Raw genomic sequence first — 17,891 nt, 5'->3', positions numbered from 1 at the left:
GGAGCCAGCCATGAAGATTAACGCGTTCCTGTTTACCTCTGCCGCCGTTCTCACCGGCTCCGCTGCATTCGCCGGGGGCTATATCGCCCCGGTGGTCCAGGAGGTCGTGCCGGTCGTCGAAGTTGCGCAAGCCCCGCTTTGGGCCGGCGGCTATGTCGGTGGCACCCTGGGCTACGCGTTCCAGGGCGAGGACCGCGTGGGCTATCACGAAACCGCCACCGCCACGAACGCCGAGCGCTTTCTGGGCGACGCGGGCGAGCTGAAGCTGAAAGGCGTGAATGGCGGCATCCGCGCCGGCTATCGCTGGCAGCGCGACGCCTGGGTCTTCGGCCCGGAACTGAGCTTCGATTTCGGCAGTATCGAGGATTCGACCAGTGGCCGGCTGACCCCCGGCGGCTATGTTCCGTTTGAGATGAAGACGGAATCGAAGGTCAAGAATGTCGCCGCGCTGGTGCTGAAAGGCGGCTATCTGGTGAAGCCTGATCTGCTGCTGTTCACCAAGGCTGGCGTCGCCCGTGCGGATATCGAATACCGCGCCAGCTTCGTCGACGATGATGGCGACACCGGCTCGGGCGAGGCGGATTTCAAGAAGACCGGCTATATCGTCGGGGTCGGCCTGGAAAAGCGCGTCTCGGAAAAGCTGTCGGTCAGCGGCGAATATGAATACGCCAATTTCGGCAAGGAAACCCGTGAATTCGGCGCCCTGCACACCGAGGCGACGCCGAAATACCACAATATCAAGATCGGTGTGAACTACCGCTTCTGATCCCGTTTCCGGGTTTTGGGGGCCGCGCGGGCAACTGCGTGGCCCTTTTTCATGCGCGCGGGTGCCGGTCGCGCAGGATCCGCGCATAGTCGCGCAGCAGGGACACGCGCTGGGGGCGAAAGCTTTGCCCAGTCAGCCGGGCGGCGATGATGCGATTGCAGTGAAACATGCGGTAATCCTGCCGTAGCTTGCACCAGCCCAGCAACAGCAGCGCATGTTCGGAATAGGACATGCCCAACGGGCGGATCTCGCGCGTGGACATGCGGTCCTGCAGGTCCAGATAAGTGATGTCGAGCTCGGTCTCGTCCCAGCAGGCCTGACGGATCAGCGCCATGTCGATGGCGGGCAGGGGGCGCTCGCTCCGGGTGGGGAAGCTGCGCAATGTGGCATGGACGGCCTGCTGGGCCTGACGGTCGGGCAGGGTGGCGATGATGCGCGCCAATGCGGTTCGGGCAGCCTCGGTCAGTTCGGGGTCGCCGATGCGGGGCAGCGCCTCGACCGCAAGGCGCAGCGCCTCGATCTCCAGCCGCGAGAAGCTTTGCGGGGGCAGGGCCGGGTCCTCCGTCAGCCGGTAACCGAGGCCCGCCGCGCCGTCGATCAGCGCGCCGCCGGCACGCAGGGTGGCGATATCACGATACAGCTGGCGCGGGCTGACGCCGGTTTCCTCGGCCAGCCGTGCGGCGGTCACCGGGGCCGGCAGGCGGCGCATCGCATCCATCAATCGCATCAGCCGGTCGGTGCGTGCCATGCTGCCACATTCTGTCAGGGTCCCTGGCCCATAACTGACCCATCAATCGACAGGAGTCCATCATGCTGACCTTTTACCATTCACCGAAATCGCGCTCGACCTCGGTCATGGTGCTGCTGCACGAACTGGGCATCACCGATCAGGTCAAGATCGTGCAGGTGACCATTCCGCGCCAGGACGGTTCGGGCGCGCGAGACCCCGCGAACCCCCATCCCGAGGGCAAGGTGCCCTATCTGACCGATGGCACGGACCACGTCCGCGAACGCGGCGCGATCATCCTGTACCTGACCGACCGCTTCCCCGCGGCTGGTCTGGGCCGTTCGGTCGGCCATCCGCAGCGCGGTGAATATCTCTCGTGGCTGTTCTGGTATCAGGGCGTGTTCGAGCCGGTGGCGATTCTCAGCTGGACCGGGCTGACGCATCCGGCCATCACCGCCTCGCTGCGTGATTACGACACCGCCATCCAGCGTCTGGACGAGGTATTGAGCCGCCAGCCCTATCTTCTGGGTTCGGAATTCAGCGCCGCCGATCTGCTGTGTTCCGGCCCCTTCGCCTGGTTCGGCGATCAGATGCCAGCCACGCCTGCGATCCTCGACTGGGTGGCGCGGTGTCAGGGGCGCGAGGCGGTGGCACGCGTGGGCGAGCGCTGATCCTCGGACGCATCCGGGGCCGGCGGGATGCGGGCCATCTGCACCATCAGGATCCCCGCCGCCACGATGCTGGCCCCGACCACGTCCGAGGCGCCGAAGCGCTCGCCCAGAAACAGCGCGGCAATGGTGACGCCGAAGATCGGCGACAGGAAATGGAAAGTTGCCGCGCGCACCGCGCCGATGCGGTTGACCAGCCGAAACCAGATGAACGTCGCTGCCAGTCCGGGTGCCGCGACGGTGTAGAGGAAGGCGAAGACCAGCCGCCAGCTCCAGTCGACAGGCTGGCCCCATTCCAGCACGGCGGCGGGAACGATCAGCGCCGCCATGCCCACGGCCATCTGCAGGCCCACGATCATCAGCATGTTGCGGCTGCCACCGGTGCCGCGCACGACCAGCGTGGCCACCGTCAGTGCGACGACGGCGATTACGCACAGAATGGTGCCGAGAGGGTCCAGCCCGTGTTGCAGCCGGACGCCCATGATGATGGCGACGCCCAACACCCCCAGCACCAGCCCGGCGATGGCCACCGGCCGTAACCTCTCGCCCAGCCAGACCCAACCGAAGAACGCCACCAGAAGCGGCATCATCGAGGCAATGATCGAGGCCGCCGACGCCTCGATCGAGCGCATGGCGACCCAGTTGAGGCCCAGATAGAAGGCGTTCTGCATGATCCCGAAGACGATCAGCACCCGCCACTCCGCACGGGTCAGTCGCCATGTCTGGCCCATGGCCCGCGCGATGGCGATGCCGATCACAGCCGAGAGCGCAAAGCGGATGACAAGGGCGGTCAGGGGCGGCGCGGCGGTCACGATCACACGGGTCGAGGTGAAGGCCGACGACCACATCACCGCGAATGCCAGCCCCATCAGAATGGCCTTGAAATCCATTGCCTCGCCCCTCTGCCGCGAGGGGACCTTAGGCAGGCATTCCGCGCTGCGCCAGACCCGGCGGCAGGATTGTCGCAGAAAAGCCGCTGTCCAGGAAACGGTGATGCGAGAAGTTCTGCCGGTTGGTGTCCTGCCGTGAGGCGATTTGCCCCGCGTGACATCGTGGGTGCCGTCGATTCATATGCCCGCACCGTCATCGGCCCCCATTTTTCGGTCTCGGTTGACGGGGGGTCAGGCGAAAGGTCGAAAGTTGGTTGCGGCAGCGACCCCGCGCCCGCAGGTTTTTCTGGCGGGAACCGAGGCGCGGAGTGTGCGGGCTCCGATCGGTTGCGGCGGAGGATAACGAAGATAGGCCGGACCGCGCTGGCGTGGCCGAATAAGCGTCACGGGAGGGGGGGGAAGCCTTCAGGGCGTCGTCGTTGCGGGTGGACAGCCGATCAAACGGACCCCAAGGCCGACCCGCATGGTTGTGCGGCATGGCCAGGGACAGCGGGCGGCAAAGAAAAAGGCCGCCCCGAAGGACGGCCCCAGATCCTGCGGAAAGCCGATCAGGCGTTCACGCTGTCCTTCAGCGCCTTGGCGACCGTGACCTTGACTTGCTTGTCAGCCGGCTTGGTCATCATTTCCTGGGTCTGCGGGTTGCGGACCTGACGCTCGGGGCGGGCGCGGCAGGCAACTTTGCCGATGCCGGGCAGCGTCACGGCGCCGCCATTCGACACTTCACGGGTCACGACCGAGGCGATCGCATCCAGCGCAGCGGTGGCGGTTTTCTTGTCGCTGCCCATTTCCTCGGCCAGAACGGCGACGAGTTGGGTCTTGGTCATCGGCTTCACGGCTTGAGCCATAAGTCAGTCTCCTCGTTATCCCCTTCGGTTGGGGAATTCAGTCACCGCACGCTGCGGCATCCACCTGCTACACAAGGTTTCGCGCAACATTTCAACCGTTTTTCGCGGGCTTGGCACGTTCTGACGCAGGAAAGCGCCATTTCCGCCGATCCCTGGCGGCATGACGCAGGGTCAACACGTCCTTTGGTTCAAAGAAATGCCGTTTCGCTGAATGAGCGCAGCTTGCGCGAATGAATGCGTTCCAGCGGCATGTCGCGCAATTTTTCCATCGCCCGGACGCCGATCAACAGATGGTTGGCGACCTGCGTGCGGTAGAAATCGGTGGCCATGCCGGGCAGCTTCAGCTCTCCGTGCAGGGGCTTGTCGGACACGCAGAGCAGCGTTCCGTAGGGCACCCGGAAGCGGAAGCCGTTGGCGGCGATGGTGGCGCTTTCCATATCCAGCGCGACGGCGCGCGACAGCGACAGGCGGTGGATCGGGCCGGACTGGTCGCGCAGCTCCCAGTTGCGGTTGTCGATGGTGGCGACGGTGCCGGTGCGCATGATGCGCTTCAGCTCATATCCTTCCAGCTTGGTGACCTCGGCCACGGCCTCCTGCAGGGCCACCTGAACCTCGGCAAGCGCAGGGATCGGCACCCAGACCGGCAGGTCATCGTCCAGCACGTGATCCTCGCGCAGATAGGCATGGGCCAGCACGAAATCGCCCAGGCGCTGGCTGTTGCGCAGGCCGGCGCAATGGCCGACCATCAGCCAGGCATGGGGGCGCAGCACCGCGATATGGTCGGTCGCGGTCTTGGCGTTCGACGGACCCACGCCGATATTGACCAGCGTGATGCCCTGATTGCCGGCGCGTTTCAGGTGATAGGCGGGCATCTGGGGCATCTTCGCCAGCGGCACGATCTCGCCATCAGGGCGGTCGATGATCTGGTTCCCCGGCGCCACGAATTCCGTGTAGCCGGACGCCGGATCGCCGAGCGCGGCGCGGGCGAAGGCCTCGAACTCGTCGACATAGAACTGATAGTTGGTGAACAGGACGAAATTCTGAAAATGCTTCGGGTCGGTCGCCGTGTAATGCGCCAGCCGCGCCAGCGAGTAATCAATCCGCTGCGCCGTGAAGGGCGCCAGATCCTGCTCGCCATTCGGGCCGGGCGTGGCCACGCCGTTCACGATGTCATCATTGACGGTGTTCAGGTCGGGCACGTCGAAGACGTCGCGCAGGCTGAAATCCAGCACGCCTTCCTGCGGCACGTTCAGATCGGTGCGGGTGGCGACGGCGAAATGCACCGGCATCGGCGTCTCGCTGTAGCCGACGGTGATCGGCACGCCGTGGTTGCGCATCAGCAGACCCAGCTGCTCGCGCAGGTAATGTTCGAACAGGTCGGGCCGGGTGATCGTCGCCGTATAGGTGCCCGGCAGCGAGACATGGCCGAAGGACAGCCGCGAATCCGCCGTGGTATGGCTGGTCGTGGCCAGCCGCACCTCGGGGTAGAAGGCGCGATAGCGCGCGCCCGGCTTCTCGCCCCCCAGCGTATGGATGAAACGGTCGGTCAGGAAGCCGCTGGAACGGTCGTAAAGCTCCTTCAGCCGTTCGACCGCCGCGCGGGGATCGGTGAAACTTTCCGGCGCGGCGGGGGCGGGCGTTTCCAGCTGCAATTGTTCGTCGTTCATCGAAAACCTCGTCGTTCCGATGACAGTGCCAGCCGGGCGCGACACTGGCAAGACGGCGCCGAGGTTCCTAAATCATGCGCAAAAGGAGAGTTGCATGCGTTATTCCATCCTTGATCTCGCGCCTGTTCCCGAGGGCAGTTCGGCCCGTGAGGCGATTGCAAGCAGCCTTGCCCTCGCGCAAATGGCCGACGGGCTGGGCTATCACCGCTATTGGCTGGCCGAGCATCACAACATGGTCGGCATCGCCTCGGCGGCGACTTCGGTCCTGATCGGGCATATCGCAGGGGCGACCAAACGGATACGGGTCGGCGCGGGCGGGGTGATGCTGCCCAATCACTCGCCCCTGTCCATCGCCGAACAGTTCGGGACGCTGGCCACCATCCATGGCGACCGCATCGACCTGGGCCTCGGTCGGGCGCCCGGCGGGGACGGCGCGGTATTTCGGGCCCTGCGCAAAACGCCTGACATGGCCGAGAACTTCCCGCAGGATGTGCTGGAGCTGATCTCTTATCTCGATGATCCGAACCCGGCGGCGCCGGTCCAGGCCCATCCGGGGCAGGGCACCTATGTGCCCGTCTGGATGCTGGGGTCGTCGCTGTTCGGCGCGCAACTGGCGGCGATGCTGGGCCTGCCGTATGCCTTCGCCTCGCATTTCGCGCCGACCGCGCTGGATGAGGCGCTGGCCTTCTATCGGGCGCGCTTTCAGCCGGCCGGCCGCCCAGATGCCGAGGATGGCCCGCGCTTCATGCTGGCGATCAACGTGATCGCGGCCGATACCGATGCCGAGGCGCGGCTGCTGCAATCCAGCCAGCAACTGGCCTTCGCTCGGCTGCGCAGCGGCCGGCCCGGCAAGCTGCCCGCCCCCACGCACGACCTGTCTGAAATCACCCCGCCCATGGAACGCATGGTGGGCGAGGCATTGCGGATCAGCGCGGTCGGCAGTCCGGCGACGGTGCGTGCGCAGCTTTCGGACCTGATCCAGCGCTATCAGCCTGACGAGGTGATCCTGACCGGGCAGATCCACGACCCCGAGGCGCGGCGCAAATCCTTCCGCATCGCCGCCGAGGTCATGGAGTCCTTGCAGAAGACCCCGGCTTGACCGGCCGAGCGAGCGGCACGGGGCGCGGCAGATGGGGCGTTCCAAGCGCTTCCATCGCGGCTGCCGGATGACCGGAGATGTCGCGCCGGCAGTGTCGGCGGGGGAGGGGGGCCTTACAACCTCCCGCGCGCGGGCGCCGCGGCGCCCTCCCCGCTACCGCGTGAACGGATGAGTCGCGCTGCCTTTTTCGACGGTAAGGGGCACGCAACTTCCTTGGCACAGGAAGGGCCAATGCCCCCAACTGCCGCCGCCACGAGACGGAATATCGCGCGCTGCCTGTCTGCCGAGACAAGCGACGCCCGCGCTTCTCCGCGCGAGACGTTCTGCCAGTGCAGCGCCCTGTATGAGGCGCCTCCGTCCTGCAGAACATGTCGTCGCGTTATTCGCTGCGACCGTCCGTCCGCTTGACCGCAGCGCCCGTCTGCCTCCATCTTTGCGGCCACGCGATAACTCTCCGGTGCCCCATGCATATGCTGATCTTCGGCCACGGCTACACCGCCGCCGCGTTGACCCCGCAACTGGTCGCGGCGGGCTGGACGGTTTCGGGCACTACCCGCGCCGATGCGGCGCGGGTTGCCGCCGCGGGCGCGCGGCCAATCCTGTGGCCGGGAAACGAAGCGCTTCTGCGTGATGAGATATCGCGCACCGACGCCATCCTGATCGCGGCGGCGCCGGACATTGCGAGCGGTGATCCGGTGCTCGCCGCCTTCTCCGAGGATCTGTTGCGCAGCCGCGCAGGCTGGATCGGATACCTGTCTTCGACCAATGTATATGGCGATCGGGGTGGCGATTGGGTTGACGAAAGCACCCAGCCTCGTCCGACGACCGCGCGCGGCCAGGCGCGCCTTCGGGCCGAGAACGACTGGGTCGAGCTTGCCCGCCGCGCGGATCTGCCGCTGACGATCTTCCGCCTGGCCGGCATCTACGGTCCCGGCCGTGGCCCCTTCACCAAGCTGCGCAACGGCACGGCGCGGCGCATCGTCAAACCCGGCCAAGTCTTCTCGCGCATCCATGTTGATGACATCGCGGGCGCCATCCTCGCCTCTCTCGATCGAACCGCCGCCGATGAAGGCCATCCAGCGGCGACCACACAGATCTATAACCTCTGCGATGACGCGCCGTCCGCGCCAGAGTTAACCATTGAAACTGCCGCGCGCCTTCTGGGGCTGCCCGTCCCGCCGGCCGAGCCATTCGCCCAAGCCGCCATGACCCCCATGGCCCGCAGTTTTTATGCGGAATCGAAGAAGGTGCGGAACGCCCGGCTCAAGCAGGATCTGCGCTACCGCCTTCACTATCCCGATCTGGAAGCGGGTCTGAGGGCAATATTCGCCGCCGAGGAAGGCCCTATCTGATCGCGCCGTCCGCGTTGGCGGCAGTCGGGCCGTGCGGCGAAACCGCAGGTCCCGCGCCTTTATTCCACGTTTCACGGCGATGCCCAAAAGCCAGATCGCAGACCAGACGCCCCATTCAGCGCCATAACGGTGACGGCGCGCAGGCCGTTCGGCGATGGGATGGGAGACAGTCGCTTGCTGCAGCAAAGCATCGGCCTTCGTACAGGGCGCCGGGAAATCAAGCTTTGCAAAAGCCTCAGCCGTTCGACACCGCGACAGCGCTTCGTCGCCTTCGCGGGATCCGTCGCGATCAATGCCCGCAGCGCGCTCCTCACGGATTGCCCGAGACAGCCAGAGCGTCGATCTGATCCAGTTTCGCGGTTGCGCCACCGTCGAGCACGAACGAGATCTTGCCGTTGCTGCGTTGGACTTCGTGAACCGTGCTGTATGTTGGCACGTTGCCCTGTTGGATCAGCTTCTCGCCGCGATAGCTTTCCAGCGAGAAGCTGTAGATCCCTGCCGGCAACCGAGCCCCGTTGGCATCCACCCCGGACCACTCGACAAGTCCTGTCCCCTTGCCGATATCCTCTGCGGATATGCGTCGGCCGTAGCTGTCCTTGGCGACCAGCACCACCCGATCTGCCGTTGGATCGGGCGAGATGTCCATGATCAGCGGGTCTTTCCCGAAGTAGACCGGACCGGTGGTGCGCACCTGCCGGCCAATCCAGTCAGAATAGGTGGAAAGCGAATCCGCACCCAACTGCCCCGACATCTGCTCCAGCAGGTCGTTGGTCTTGACCTGCTGCTCGACTCCCGAGAATGTTGCGAGCTGGACCGCGAATTCTGATCCTTCCATGGGGTTCAGCGGATCCTGGTTTTTGATCTGCGTCGTGAGCATCTTCAGGAACGTCTCGAAGTCACCGCCGGAAAAGCCGCTGCTTTTGGACTGCGGCGGCGCCGTGTTCGCCGCGCCGGTTGCCGATACAGCCGAAGTGGTTACCATTCTATGTTGCCTTCCATGCTGGGTTTCATAGCCGCAGGTCCAGTCGTCCGTGCCCGGCGGGGCGCCGCGTCGGCTGGGTTCGCGTCCGGTCGGCCGCCACCTCCATCGCGCCGTCCTTTGGCGATGCCTCCCACGACTGCCATCCGTCATTGTCTCGCCGATCACGGCCCGAGCCGCCAAAATCCAACGTGGCATCGCCCATGCCTGATTGCGCCAGATCCGCCATGAGCATGTCGGCGTTGCGTCGAAGCAGCGCCAAGGTATCCGGGCGATCGGCGGAAATGGCGATCGTCATCGCGCCGTCCTGTTGGCTGACGGTAAATCGAACGGTGCCGAGCTCCTCAGGCGTCAGAACCAGTTCGGTCTCGCTTTGCGGGGCCGCAGTTCGCGTGATCGCCTCCGCCAACTGGCGGGATGGCTGCATGCCGGATGCGAGAGCAGGCGACAGCCGCTCGCCGAGTGGTGAAGTGGGGTGTAGCCCGCCCCCATCTGTCAACACGATCTCGTCACGCGCTCCCGCACCAATCTGATCGTCCTCCACGGCGGAAATGACGAGCAATTCCGGGGCCGCAACGTTTCCGGTCAGGGTGGCGATGACTGCCGGCGGAGCAGCGTTCTTGGGCCAGTTGCTTGCGTCCGGCGCAACCTCTGCCTTTTCCGTTCTGGAGCGCGTTTCGATGGTTCCAGGAATCGACGGCCCTGTTGGGTGGGCCGGACCCTCTGCGATTAGTTCGCCCGGGGCCATTCGCAGCCCGGTCGTCAGCATGGCGGCGTGAGGCAGAGGGGTATCCGTTTTCGTGCCGGGGATAGAGCGGAGCGTGGTGGAGCCGGTCTCATCGCTGTTCAGAAAATCACCTTCGCCTATGTAGGGTAACGGCGATGCGATCAGTGAAGACGTGGCAAGCGAAGCTGCGGGTTGGGCCGATGCGCCACGGCTTCCGGTGGAGGTGCTCGGCACCTGCAGCAGCTTTTCACCCGCCAGAACTGCAAGCGGTGCGTCGCGAGGCGGCAGAGGAGGGGGCGTCGGAAACGATGGTTGCTCGCTCACCGCCGGCGGCAGGTGAGCGACCGGAAACGTGCGGCTCGACTGGGGCGTCAGATCAGAAGCCTGGGCGCGCCTATCCGGATTGGATATTGCATTTGGGGTTGCCTCGCCGAGACCTGTCGTGCTTGCCGAAATCGGCGGCGGTTCGCTGGCCGCAGGGCCACGGACGTTGGGTCGGCGGTCGGGCGAGGGCGCGTCTTTCAATCTGGTGGGTTGCGAACGATCTTCCGACAGGGCCGAACTGTCGAGGCCAGGTATCTCAGTGGTTGTCGACTTGGTTGTGGGAGTTGCGTCACGACTTTCGTCGATCATACCCCCCGCGCTTTCAGTTGGCGCTACGGCACGCAGGGTGAACCTGGGACTGGTGGCCATAGCAATCGCGCTTTCTTTTGGCGCGGCGGCATACCTTGCGAAGCCAGGATCGAGAGTCATGATTTGCGTTTGGCGGGGACTGGCTGTTTCCAGAACATTGGAGTCGCAGCATTCGACCTCAGTGTCGGGATATTCTGGAATATCGGCGGACGGATCGCTGTTCTCGTCATTGAAATATGCTTCACCTATCGCCACTGGCACCACGACCACGCCTTGCGGCAGCTTGGGTCGCTGAGGGGGGAGTTCAACGAAGGCGACTTCCGCAGGGGACGGGTCCATATTCGAGACGGGAGTGGTGGCGCGAGGCTGATCCTGAACGGCCGGAACCTGAGAAGGCGGTTTGCGAACGTCCATTGACGTCCCGTTTGAGCGTGGCTGTTCGGGAGGTTCGGGTGGCTGTCCAAGGTCATCCTCGGTGCCGGTAACAACGTTGGTGGCCCTGACAGCGGGATCGGCTGTCTCCGCCAGCGCGCTGGTATTTGCTTTCTCGGCTGCCGACACCATCAGCGATGCGAACTCCGCCCCGCGCTTGGCGCTGCCGCCAGATAGAGTGGGGATCGATTCGGCTGTCGGGGCCAAGGGTGCGATTCGGATGTCCATGCGTCCTGCTTAACGGTTCCGGGTTACCAAATATTTACCGCCTCCGCTTAAACATCGAAAATAGATGATTCGGAGAAGTCAATGCGTGTAGATAACATCCCTGCATTTTATCCATCTCATACATTGCCCACGCAGAAGCTCGAGTTGGCTTTTCTGGAGGAGATGATGAAATATATAGTGCCACAAACCTCTGCCGGCGAATTTTCCGGGGGCGTTGGGGAGGAGCAGTTCTCCTCATTTCTCAGCCGCGAATACGCGGTTACGCTTTCCAACCGGCTCAACCTTGGCCTCGAGGCGCCGCGCAATGCATGATATTGAAAAATGTCTGGATATGGCGGCAGAATCTTTGATCGCCGGCGATGCTGACGCGGCACTGAATTATCTGGAGAGGGCTGGAGCAAGGCTGGAGCGTTCGCCGGATGCAACCCGTTCGGGGGTGCGCAAGCGGCTGGCGCGGCTGGAGGGGCTTGCGCGTGCGGCGGCGGACGGGATCGCGGATGCTCGTGCGTTGATCTCAATCGCGGGGGCATCGGCGCGCAATGTCACGACCTATGACCGGCGCGGCGAGCCGAACAAGGTGCGCGTCACACGTCCGACGCTCGGTCGGTTTTAATAAAATGTGCAGCATCAAGATATGGAGCGAATCTGAAAATTAGAGAATTGGTAATGATTGTCCGGTAAAACCGGGCTTGTGTTGAAAGCACCGGAATATCCGTGGTCAGAATGGCCTTAAATGCAACGGCAAATGCCATATTAAGGAGGACAACATGTCCAGCATTCTGACGAACAACGGCGCAATGGTCGCGCTGCAAACCCTGAAAGGGATCAACTCGAGTCTGGCGAAAACGCAGGATCAGATCTCGACCGGCAAGGACATCAACAATGCCAAGGATGACGCGGCTATCTGGGCCATCTCGAAGGTGATGGAATCGGATGTCGGCGGCTTCAAGGCGGTCTCGAAAAGCCTTTCGCTTGCGTCCGGCGCGATTTCGACGGCCACCAAGGCGGCAGAATCCGTCCAGTCGCTGATCACTGAAATCGGGAAAAAGGTCGCCTCGGCGAAGGACGGCAACCTCGATCGCGCGACGCTGCAGGCGGATGTCGTCAAACTGAAGGCACAGATCGAAACCAACGTGAAGGCGTCCCAGTTCAACGGGATCAATCTGGTGAATGGCGACCAGTTTGACGGGGCTTCGACCTTCAAGGCGCTGTCAGCATTGAACCGCGCGCAGGATGGGACCGTAACGGCCGATACGATCGATGTCGACCTGAGCAATACCGACCTGCGGCTTACGGGTGGCACGGTTGCGGCGATGACCGACCTTGCCGCGCTCGATCTGACGGCGGTGACGGACTGGGATGCCGCCCTGGCAACCGTCAACGCGGCGTTCAGTGCGGCAACGGACGCCGCGACGGCCTTCGGTGGGGCCAACAAGCGGATCGAAATCCAGTCGAGCTTCATTTCGCAGCTGAGCGATTCGATGACCTCGGCGGTCGGTGCGCTGGTTGATGCCGATATGGAAGAAGCCTCTGCCCGCCTGCAGGCGCTGCAGACCCAGCAGCAGTTGGGGGTCCAGGCGCTTTCGATTGCCAACCAAGCGCCGAAATCGCTGCTGTCGCTGTTCCGCGGCTGATAACACGGGTCGGGGCGTCGCGCATGCCCCGACCTTCACTTGCATTGACGGGGTGAACGGGTGCTCGAAACTTCCATGGTCCGATCTGCCGGATATGGCTCGCCGCTGGCGAAATCGCCGCGCGAGGTCGAATACGAACTTTTCGCACGCGTCACGCGCGCGCTGCAATCTGCGGGCCCATCGGGCTCGGGACCGAAGGCCGCGCAGGCCATCGTGGACAACAACTATCTTTGGACTGAACTCGCGGCGGATCTGGCCGGCCCGGAAAATGGACTTCCCGAACAGTTGAAGGGCCAGCTTCTGTCCTTGGCGATGTTTTCAATTCGTCACGGCAACCGTGTCCTTGCCGGCCAGGGCGATGTTTCGGCGCTGATCGATATCAATCTCAACATCATGAAAGGCCTGCGGGGCCGGGGTGGCGAATGAGCGGGCTTGTTCTGAAACTGGCGCCGAATGAACGTATCCTCATCAATGGGGTGGTCATTGAAAATGGCGATCGGCGCGCGCGACTCTCGGTGAAGACGCCGCAGGCGAACATCCTGCGACTGCGGGATGCCATTCATCCCGATGACGCCATCACCCCGGTCAGCCGGATTTGCTACGAAGCGCAACTGGTCCTCTCGGGTGACCGCGCCGTCGAAGACGGCCGCAGGATCCTGTTGCGGGGGATCGAGCAGCTTACCCAGGTGTTTGAGGACAGAGACAGTCGCCATCTTCTCGGCGATGCCACGGCGGGGGTGATCGAAAGCAACTTCTATCGCGCCCTGCGTGCTTTGCGCGATCTGCTGCCCCGGGAGGCGCGCCTCCTCGCGGCGAAAGCATGAGTTATCAGGTTTTTACCGGCTCGGGCGGACTGGCAGGTTGGACGCTGCTCAACAAGACGGCGACACGCCAGCGCGATCTGGTCGCCGCCGACGGCGCGGTGGCCACCGCGACGAACAACTTTCGCGCGAAGATCGGTTCGGTGACCTCGGTGGACGATCTGCTCTCGGATCATCGTCTGCTGACGGTCGCATTGCACGCCTTTGGACTGGAAAACGATATCGGCAACCGGGGGTTTATCCGCAAGGTGCTGGAGAGTGACCTTTCGGAAAAGGGCAGTCTCGCGAACAGGTTGTCCAACAAAAGCTACCAGCGGCTGGCCGAGGCGTTTGCGTTCAACAGCGCCGGGCCTCCGCAAACGCAGCAAGCCGGTTTTGCCGACAGGATCACCGCCCAATATGTCGACCGGGAGTTCGAGGCGCGCGTCGGCGAGGGCGACCAGAACCTGCGTCTTGCGCTGAACGCCCGGCGTGAGCTGGCGGCGCTGGCGGCTCGGCCCTCCACCAATGCCACCAAATGGTATGAGGTGCTGGGAAGCAAGCCGTTACGGGCGGTCTTTGCGGGGGCCTTCGGCTTCGGCTCTGCCTATGGCAAGCTGCCCATCGATCGGCAGATGGAGGAATTTGCGAAGGGCGCACGAAAATTGTTGGGGTCGGACGACATGCAACAGTTCACCCTGCCCGAGAAGGTCGAGAAGCTGGTGCGAAGCTTCCTGGCGCGCAGCGCGATCCAGGTCGATGGCGCGACCCGCCGCTATTCCACGGCGCTCAGCCTGCTGTCGGGCGGGTAGGTGGTTGGGGCACGAAATGCGTGCCGGGGCGCCCTTCCTGCGGATCTGGCGATGCGTGAAGGCTGGGTCGTTGCGGGGCGCGGGGTGCCGCAGAATCCGGGAACCTTCCCCTTGCTTCCCGGCGCCGCATCACTATAACCCCGGTCGATTTGCCGACAGTTCAGCGCCCGGGGGCCCGCCATGCCGAAGAGAAACGACATCCAGTCCATCCTCATCATCGGTGCCGGTCCCATCGTCATCGGCCAGGCATGCGAGTTCGACTACTCTGGCGCCCAGGCCTGCAAGGCGCTGCGCGAAGAAGGCTACCGGGTCATCCTGGTCAACTCGAACCCGGCTACGATCATGACCGATCCCGAGATGGCCGATGCAACCTATATCGAGCCGATCACCCCGGAAGTCGTCGAGAAGATCATTGCGGCGGAACGGCCCGACGCCTTGCTGCCCACCATGGGGGGGCAGACGGCGCTGAATACGGCGCTCGCTCTGGCTGACGCGGGGGTGCTGAACAAATACGGTGTCGAGTTGATCGGTGCGCAGCGCGCCGCCATCGAGATGGCCGAGGACCGGAAACTGTTCCGCGAGGCGATGGACCGGATCGGCCTGGAAAATCCGCGCGCGACAATCGTCTCGGCGCCCAAGGATGCCAAGGGCCGCTATGACATCAATGCGGGCGTGGCCCAGGCTCTGGCGGCGCTGGAGGAGATCGGCCTGCCGGCGATCATCCGGCCCGCCTTCACGCTGGGCGGGACCGGGGGCGGCGTTGCTTATAACCGCGACGATTACGAGGCGATTGTCCGCTCTGGCCTGGACGCCTCGCCGGTGGCGCAGGTGCTGATCGATGAAAGCCTGCTCGGCTGGAAAGAATATGAGATGGAGGTCGTGCGCGACCGAAAGGACAATGCGATCATTGTCTGCGCCATCGAAAATATCGACCCGATGGGTGTGCATACCGGCGATTCCATCACCGTCGCCCCGGCGTTGACGCTGACCGATCGTGAGTATCAGCGGATGCGCAACGGCTCGATTGCGGTCCTGCGCGAGATCGGGGTGGAGACCGGCGGCTCCAACGTGCAATGGGCGATCAATCCGGCGGATGGCCGCATGGTGGTGATCGAGATGAACCCGCGCGTCTCGCGCAGTTCGGCGCTGGCGTCGAAGGCCACGGGTTTCCCGATTGCCAAGATCGCCGCCAAGCTGGCCGTGGGCTATACACTGGACGAGCTGGACAATGACATCACCAAGGTGACGCCCGCCAGTTTCGAACCCAGCATCGACTATGTCGTCACCAAGATCCCGCGCTTCGCGTTCGAGAAGTTCCCCGGCAGCAAGCCCGAACTGACCACCGCGATGAAATCGGTGGGCGAGGTCATGGCGATTGGCCGCAGTTTCCACGAATCGCTGCAAAAAGCGCTCGCCTCGATGGAAAACGGGTTGACCGGGCTGGATGACATCGTCATTCCCGGCGCGGCCGAGGAGGGCAAGCCCGCGGTCATCCGCGCGCTGGCGATGCAGACGCCGGACCGCATTCGCGTGATCGCGCAGGCGATGCGCCACGGGCTGAGCGACGAGGATATTCACGCCGTGACTGCCTTCGATCCCTGGTTCCTGGCCCGCATCCGCGAGATCGTGGAGGCCGAGAATCGCGTTCGCGAGAAAGGACTGCCCACCGGCGAGGGGCTGCGGGCGCTGAAAATGATGGGTTTCACCGATGCACGCCTGGCCCAGCTGACCGGCCGCGACGAGGCCGAGATCCGCCGCATCCGCCGCGCCGCCGGTCTGCACCCGGTCTTCAAGCGCATCGACACCTGCGCGGCCGAATTCGAGGCGCAGACGCCTTATATGTATTCGACCTATGAAGCGCCGGCGATGGGCGATGTCGAGAACGAGGCGCGGCCCAGCGACCGCAAGAAGGTTGTCATCCTCGGCGGCGGCCCGAACCGGATCGGGCAGGGGATCGAGTTCGATTACTGCTGCTGCCACGCCTGTTTCGCGCTGACCGATGCCGGCTATGAAACCATCATGGTCAACTGTAACCCGGAGACGGTCAGCACCGATTACGACACCTCCGACCGGCTGTATTTCGAGCCGCTGACCATGGAGCACGTGCTGGAGATCCTTGCGGTCGAACAGGAAAACGGCACCTTGCACGGCGTTATTGTCCAGTTCGGCGGCCAGACGCCGCTGAAGCTCGCCGATGCGCTGGAGGCCGAGGGGATCCCGATCCTCGGCACCTCGCCCGACGCCATCGATCTGGCCGAGGACCGCGAGCGCTTCCAGAAGCTGCTGCACGAGCTGGACCTGAAACAGCCCGTCAACGGCATCGCCCATAGCGCCGAGGAAGCGCGCGAGATCGCCGCCCGCGTCGGCTTCCCGCTGGTGATCCGCCCCTCCTATGTGCTGGGCGGCCGCGCGATGGAGATCGTGCGCGATATGGATCACCTGAATCGCTACATCACCCATGCGGTTGATGTTTCAGGGAAAAACCCCGTGCTGCTCGATAGCTATCTGTCCGGCGCGATCGAGGTCGATGTCGATGCGTTGTCCGATGGCAAGACCGTCCATGTCGCGGGTATCATGGAGCATATCGAAGAAGCCGGCGTCCATTCGGGGGATAGCGCCTGTTCGCTGCCGCCGCACACGCTGGATGCCGAGACGATCGAGGAGCTGAAGCGCCAGACCGTCGCCATGGCGCTGAAACTGGGCGTCGTCGGGCTGATGAATGTGCAATTCGCCATCAAGGACGGGCAGATCTATGTGCTCGAGGTGAACCCGCGCGCCTCGCGGACCGTGCCCTTCGTGGCCAAGGCGACCGACAGCGCCATTGCCTCCATCGCCGCGCGGCTGATGGCGGGCGAGCCGATGTCGAACTTCCCCGCCCGCGCGCCCTATCCGGCGGGTGTCGGCCCCGATCATCCGCTGCCCTTCGCCGATCCGCTGACGCTGGCCGATCCCATCACCCCCTGGTTCTCGGTCAAGGAGGCGGTGCTGCCCTTCGCGCGCTTCCCCGGCGTCGATACGCTTCTCGGGCCCGAGATGCGTTCGACTGGTGAGGTCATGGGCTGGGATCGCAACTTCCCGCGCGCCTTTCTGAAGGCCCAGCTTGGCGCCGGGACCGTCTTGCCCTCGTCGGGTCAGGTGTTCATCTCGATCAAGGACGCCGACAAGACGGCCGAGATGGCTGCGGCCGCCCGCGAACTGGTCGAGATGGGCTTCGGCATCATCGCGACCAGCGGCACGGCCGAGTTCCTGGCCGGGAACGGCGTCGAGGCGCAGCGCGTCAACAAGGTCTATGAGGGTCGTCCGAATATCATCGACCGGCTGAAGAACGACGATATCGCAATGGTCCTCAACACCACCGAAGGCGCGCAGACGATCAACGATTCCCGCGAGATTCGCGCCGTGGCGCTGTATGACAAGATCCCCTATTTTACCACGGCCGCGGGCAGCATTGCGGCGGTGGCAGCGATCAAATCGCGCGATGAGGGAGAGGTCGGGGTGCGAAGCCTGCAGGCCTGACGCCGCCCGGCACGGCGCTGACACAGGTCTGATGTCGGGTGCGGATCTGCGTCGCTGCCAGTCGCGGTGAAAGCAAATGATAAGGCTCGGCTCGCGTTGATGCACGGCCGGCCCTT

The 17,891-nt window shown here is 64.1% G+C and carries 17 protein-coding genes; 11 read left to right on the top strand and 6 right to left on the bottom strand.

Annotation, left to right across the window (positions count from 1 at the left end; translation table 11 throughout):
• Window positions 1-10 precede the first annotated feature (10 nt).
• On the top strand, window positions 11-766 hold the full coding sequence (locus H1S04_RS16350; protein WP_181746579.1) for an outer membrane protein: 756 nt from the start codon (window positions 11-13) through the stop codon (window positions 764-766).
• A 49-nt stretch (window positions 767-815) separates the two neighbouring features.
• On the opposite strand, the gene H1S04_RS16345 is transcribed toward H1S04_RS16350, so the two are convergent.
• Window positions 816-1,514 carry a YafY family protein gene (locus tag H1S04_RS16345; protein ID WP_181746578.1) on the bottom strand — a complete coding sequence of 233 codons (699 nt, stop codon included), beginning with the start codon at window positions 1,512-1,514 and terminating at the stop codon, window positions 816-818.
• Between the two features lie 62 nt (window positions 1,515-1,576).
• On the opposite strand from H1S04_RS16345, the gene H1S04_RS16340 reads away from it, so the two are divergent.
• Entirely contained in the window at window positions 1,577-2,164 is a 588-nt protein-coding gene (locus H1S04_RS16340) for a glutathione S-transferase family protein (protein WP_181746577.1), read from the top strand.
• Here H1S04_RS16340 and H1S04_RS16335 read toward each other — a convergent pair.
• The 3 genes from H1S04_RS16335 to H1S04_RS16325 form a co-directional block, all read right to left on the bottom strand.
• Window positions 2,125-3,051 carry a DMT family transporter gene (locus H1S04_RS16335; protein ID WP_181746576.1) on the bottom strand — a complete coding sequence of 309 codons (927 nt, stop codon included), beginning with the start codon at window positions 3,049-3,051 and terminating at the stop codon, window positions 2,125-2,127. The two genes, H1S04_RS16340 and H1S04_RS16335, sit on opposite strands and share 40 nt — an antisense overlap.
• A gap of 548 nt (window positions 3,052-3,599) precedes the next feature.
• Window positions 3,600-3,896 carry an HU family DNA-binding protein gene (locus H1S04_RS16330; protein WP_166328703.1) on the bottom strand — a complete coding sequence of 99 codons (297 nt, stop codon included), beginning with the start codon at window positions 3,894-3,896 and terminating at the stop codon, window positions 3,600-3,602.
• A gap of 188 nt (window positions 3,897-4,084) precedes the next feature.
• A complete protein-coding gene (locus tag H1S04_RS16325; protein ID WP_181746575.1) occupies window positions 4,085-5,563 on the bottom strand; it encodes an AMP nucleosidase in 1,479 nt (492 codons plus the stop codon).
• A 94-nt stretch (window positions 5,564-5,657) separates the two neighbouring features.
• Here H1S04_RS16325 and H1S04_RS16320 point away from each other — a divergent pair, with 94 nt between their 5' ends.
• Window positions 5,658-6,662 carry an LLM class flavin-dependent oxidoreductase gene (locus H1S04_RS16320; protein ID WP_181746574.1) on the top strand — a complete coding sequence of 335 codons (1,005 nt, stop codon included), beginning with the start codon at window positions 5,658-5,660 and terminating at the stop codon, window positions 6,660-6,662.
• A gap of 464 nt (window positions 6,663-7,126) precedes the next feature.
• Window positions 7,127-8,014, top strand: a complete 888-nt coding sequence (locus H1S04_RS16315; RefSeq protein ID WP_181746573.1) for an SDR family oxidoreductase — start codon at window positions 7,127-7,129, stop codon at window positions 8,012-8,014.
• 310 nt (window positions 8,015-8,324) lie between these two features.
• Here the strand turns inward: H1S04_RS16315 and H1S04_RS16310 are convergent, their stop codons facing one another.
• Both H1S04_RS16310 and H1S04_RS16305 read right to left on the bottom strand, forming a co-directional pair.
• Window positions 8,325-8,996 (bottom strand): flagellar hook capping FlgD N-terminal domain-containing protein, encoded by a 672-nt coding sequence (locus H1S04_RS16310; protein ID WP_181746572.1) that lies wholly within the window; start codon window positions 8,994-8,996, stop codon window positions 8,325-8,327.
• Window positions 8,997-9,021: 25 nt separating this feature from the next.
• A complete protein-coding gene (locus H1S04_RS16305; protein WP_181746571.1) occupies window positions 9,022-11,013 on the bottom strand; it encodes a flagellar hook-length control protein FliK in 1,992 nt (663 codons plus the stop codon).
• Window positions 11,014-11,094: 81 nt separating this feature from the next.
• Here H1S04_RS16305 and H1S04_RS16300 point away from each other — a divergent pair, with 81 nt between their 5' ends.
• From H1S04_RS16300 to carB, 7 genes are all read left to right on the top strand, one after another.
• The gene (locus tag H1S04_RS16300) at window positions 11,095-11,325 is read left to right on the top strand and encodes a rod-binding protein (protein WP_181746570.1); all 231 of its coding nucleotides are present in this window, start codon (window positions 11,095-11,097) and stop codon (window positions 11,323-11,325) included.
• Between the two features lie 19 nt (window positions 11,326-11,344).
• Entirely contained in the window at window positions 11,345-11,626 is a 282-nt protein-coding gene (locus tag H1S04_RS16295; RefSeq protein ID WP_181746569.1) for a hypothetical protein, read from the top strand.
• Window positions 11,627-11,780: 154 nt separating this feature from the next.
• The gene (locus tag H1S04_RS16290; RefSeq protein ID WP_181746568.1) at window positions 11,781-12,647 is read left to right on the top strand and encodes a flagellin; all 867 of its coding nucleotides are present in this window, start codon (window positions 11,781-11,783) and stop codon (window positions 12,645-12,647) included.
• Window positions 12,648-12,722: 75 nt separating this feature from the next.
• Window positions 12,723-13,073 (top strand): flagellar biosynthesis regulator FlaF, encoded by a 351-nt coding sequence (flaF, locus tag H1S04_RS16285; RefSeq protein WP_181746567.1) that lies wholly within the window; start codon window positions 12,723-12,725, stop codon window positions 13,071-13,073.
• Window positions 13,070-13,471: a flagellar biosynthesis repressor FlbT gene (gene flbT, locus H1S04_RS16280; protein WP_181746566.1), complete on the top strand. Its 402-nt coding sequence runs from the start codon at window positions 13,070-13,072 to the stop codon at window positions 13,469-13,471. The genes flaF and flbT overlap by 4 nt, the downstream gene beginning before the upstream one ends.
• A complete protein-coding gene (locus tag H1S04_RS16275) occupies window positions 13,468-14,259 on the top strand; it encodes a DUF1217 domain-containing protein (protein ID WP_181746565.1) in 792 nt (263 codons plus the stop codon). Before flbT ends, H1S04_RS16275 begins: the two co-directional genes overlap by 4 nt.
• A 180-nt stretch (window positions 14,260-14,439) precedes the next feature.
• The gene (gene carB, locus H1S04_RS16270) at window positions 14,440-17,775 is read left to right on the top strand and encodes a carbamoyl-phosphate synthase large subunit (RefSeq protein ID WP_181746564.1); all 3,336 of its coding nucleotides are present in this window, start codon (window positions 14,440-14,442) and stop codon (window positions 17,773-17,775) included.
• The last annotated feature ends 116 nt before the right edge of the window (window positions 17,776-17,891 follow it).

This window comes from Paracoccus sp. S1E-3, from assembly GCF_013868135.1.
GTDB lineage: Bacteria > Pseudomonadota > Alphaproteobacteria > Rhodobacterales > Rhodobacteraceae > Paracoccus.
This window is presented reverse-complemented; position numbering and strand designations above follow the sequence as displayed.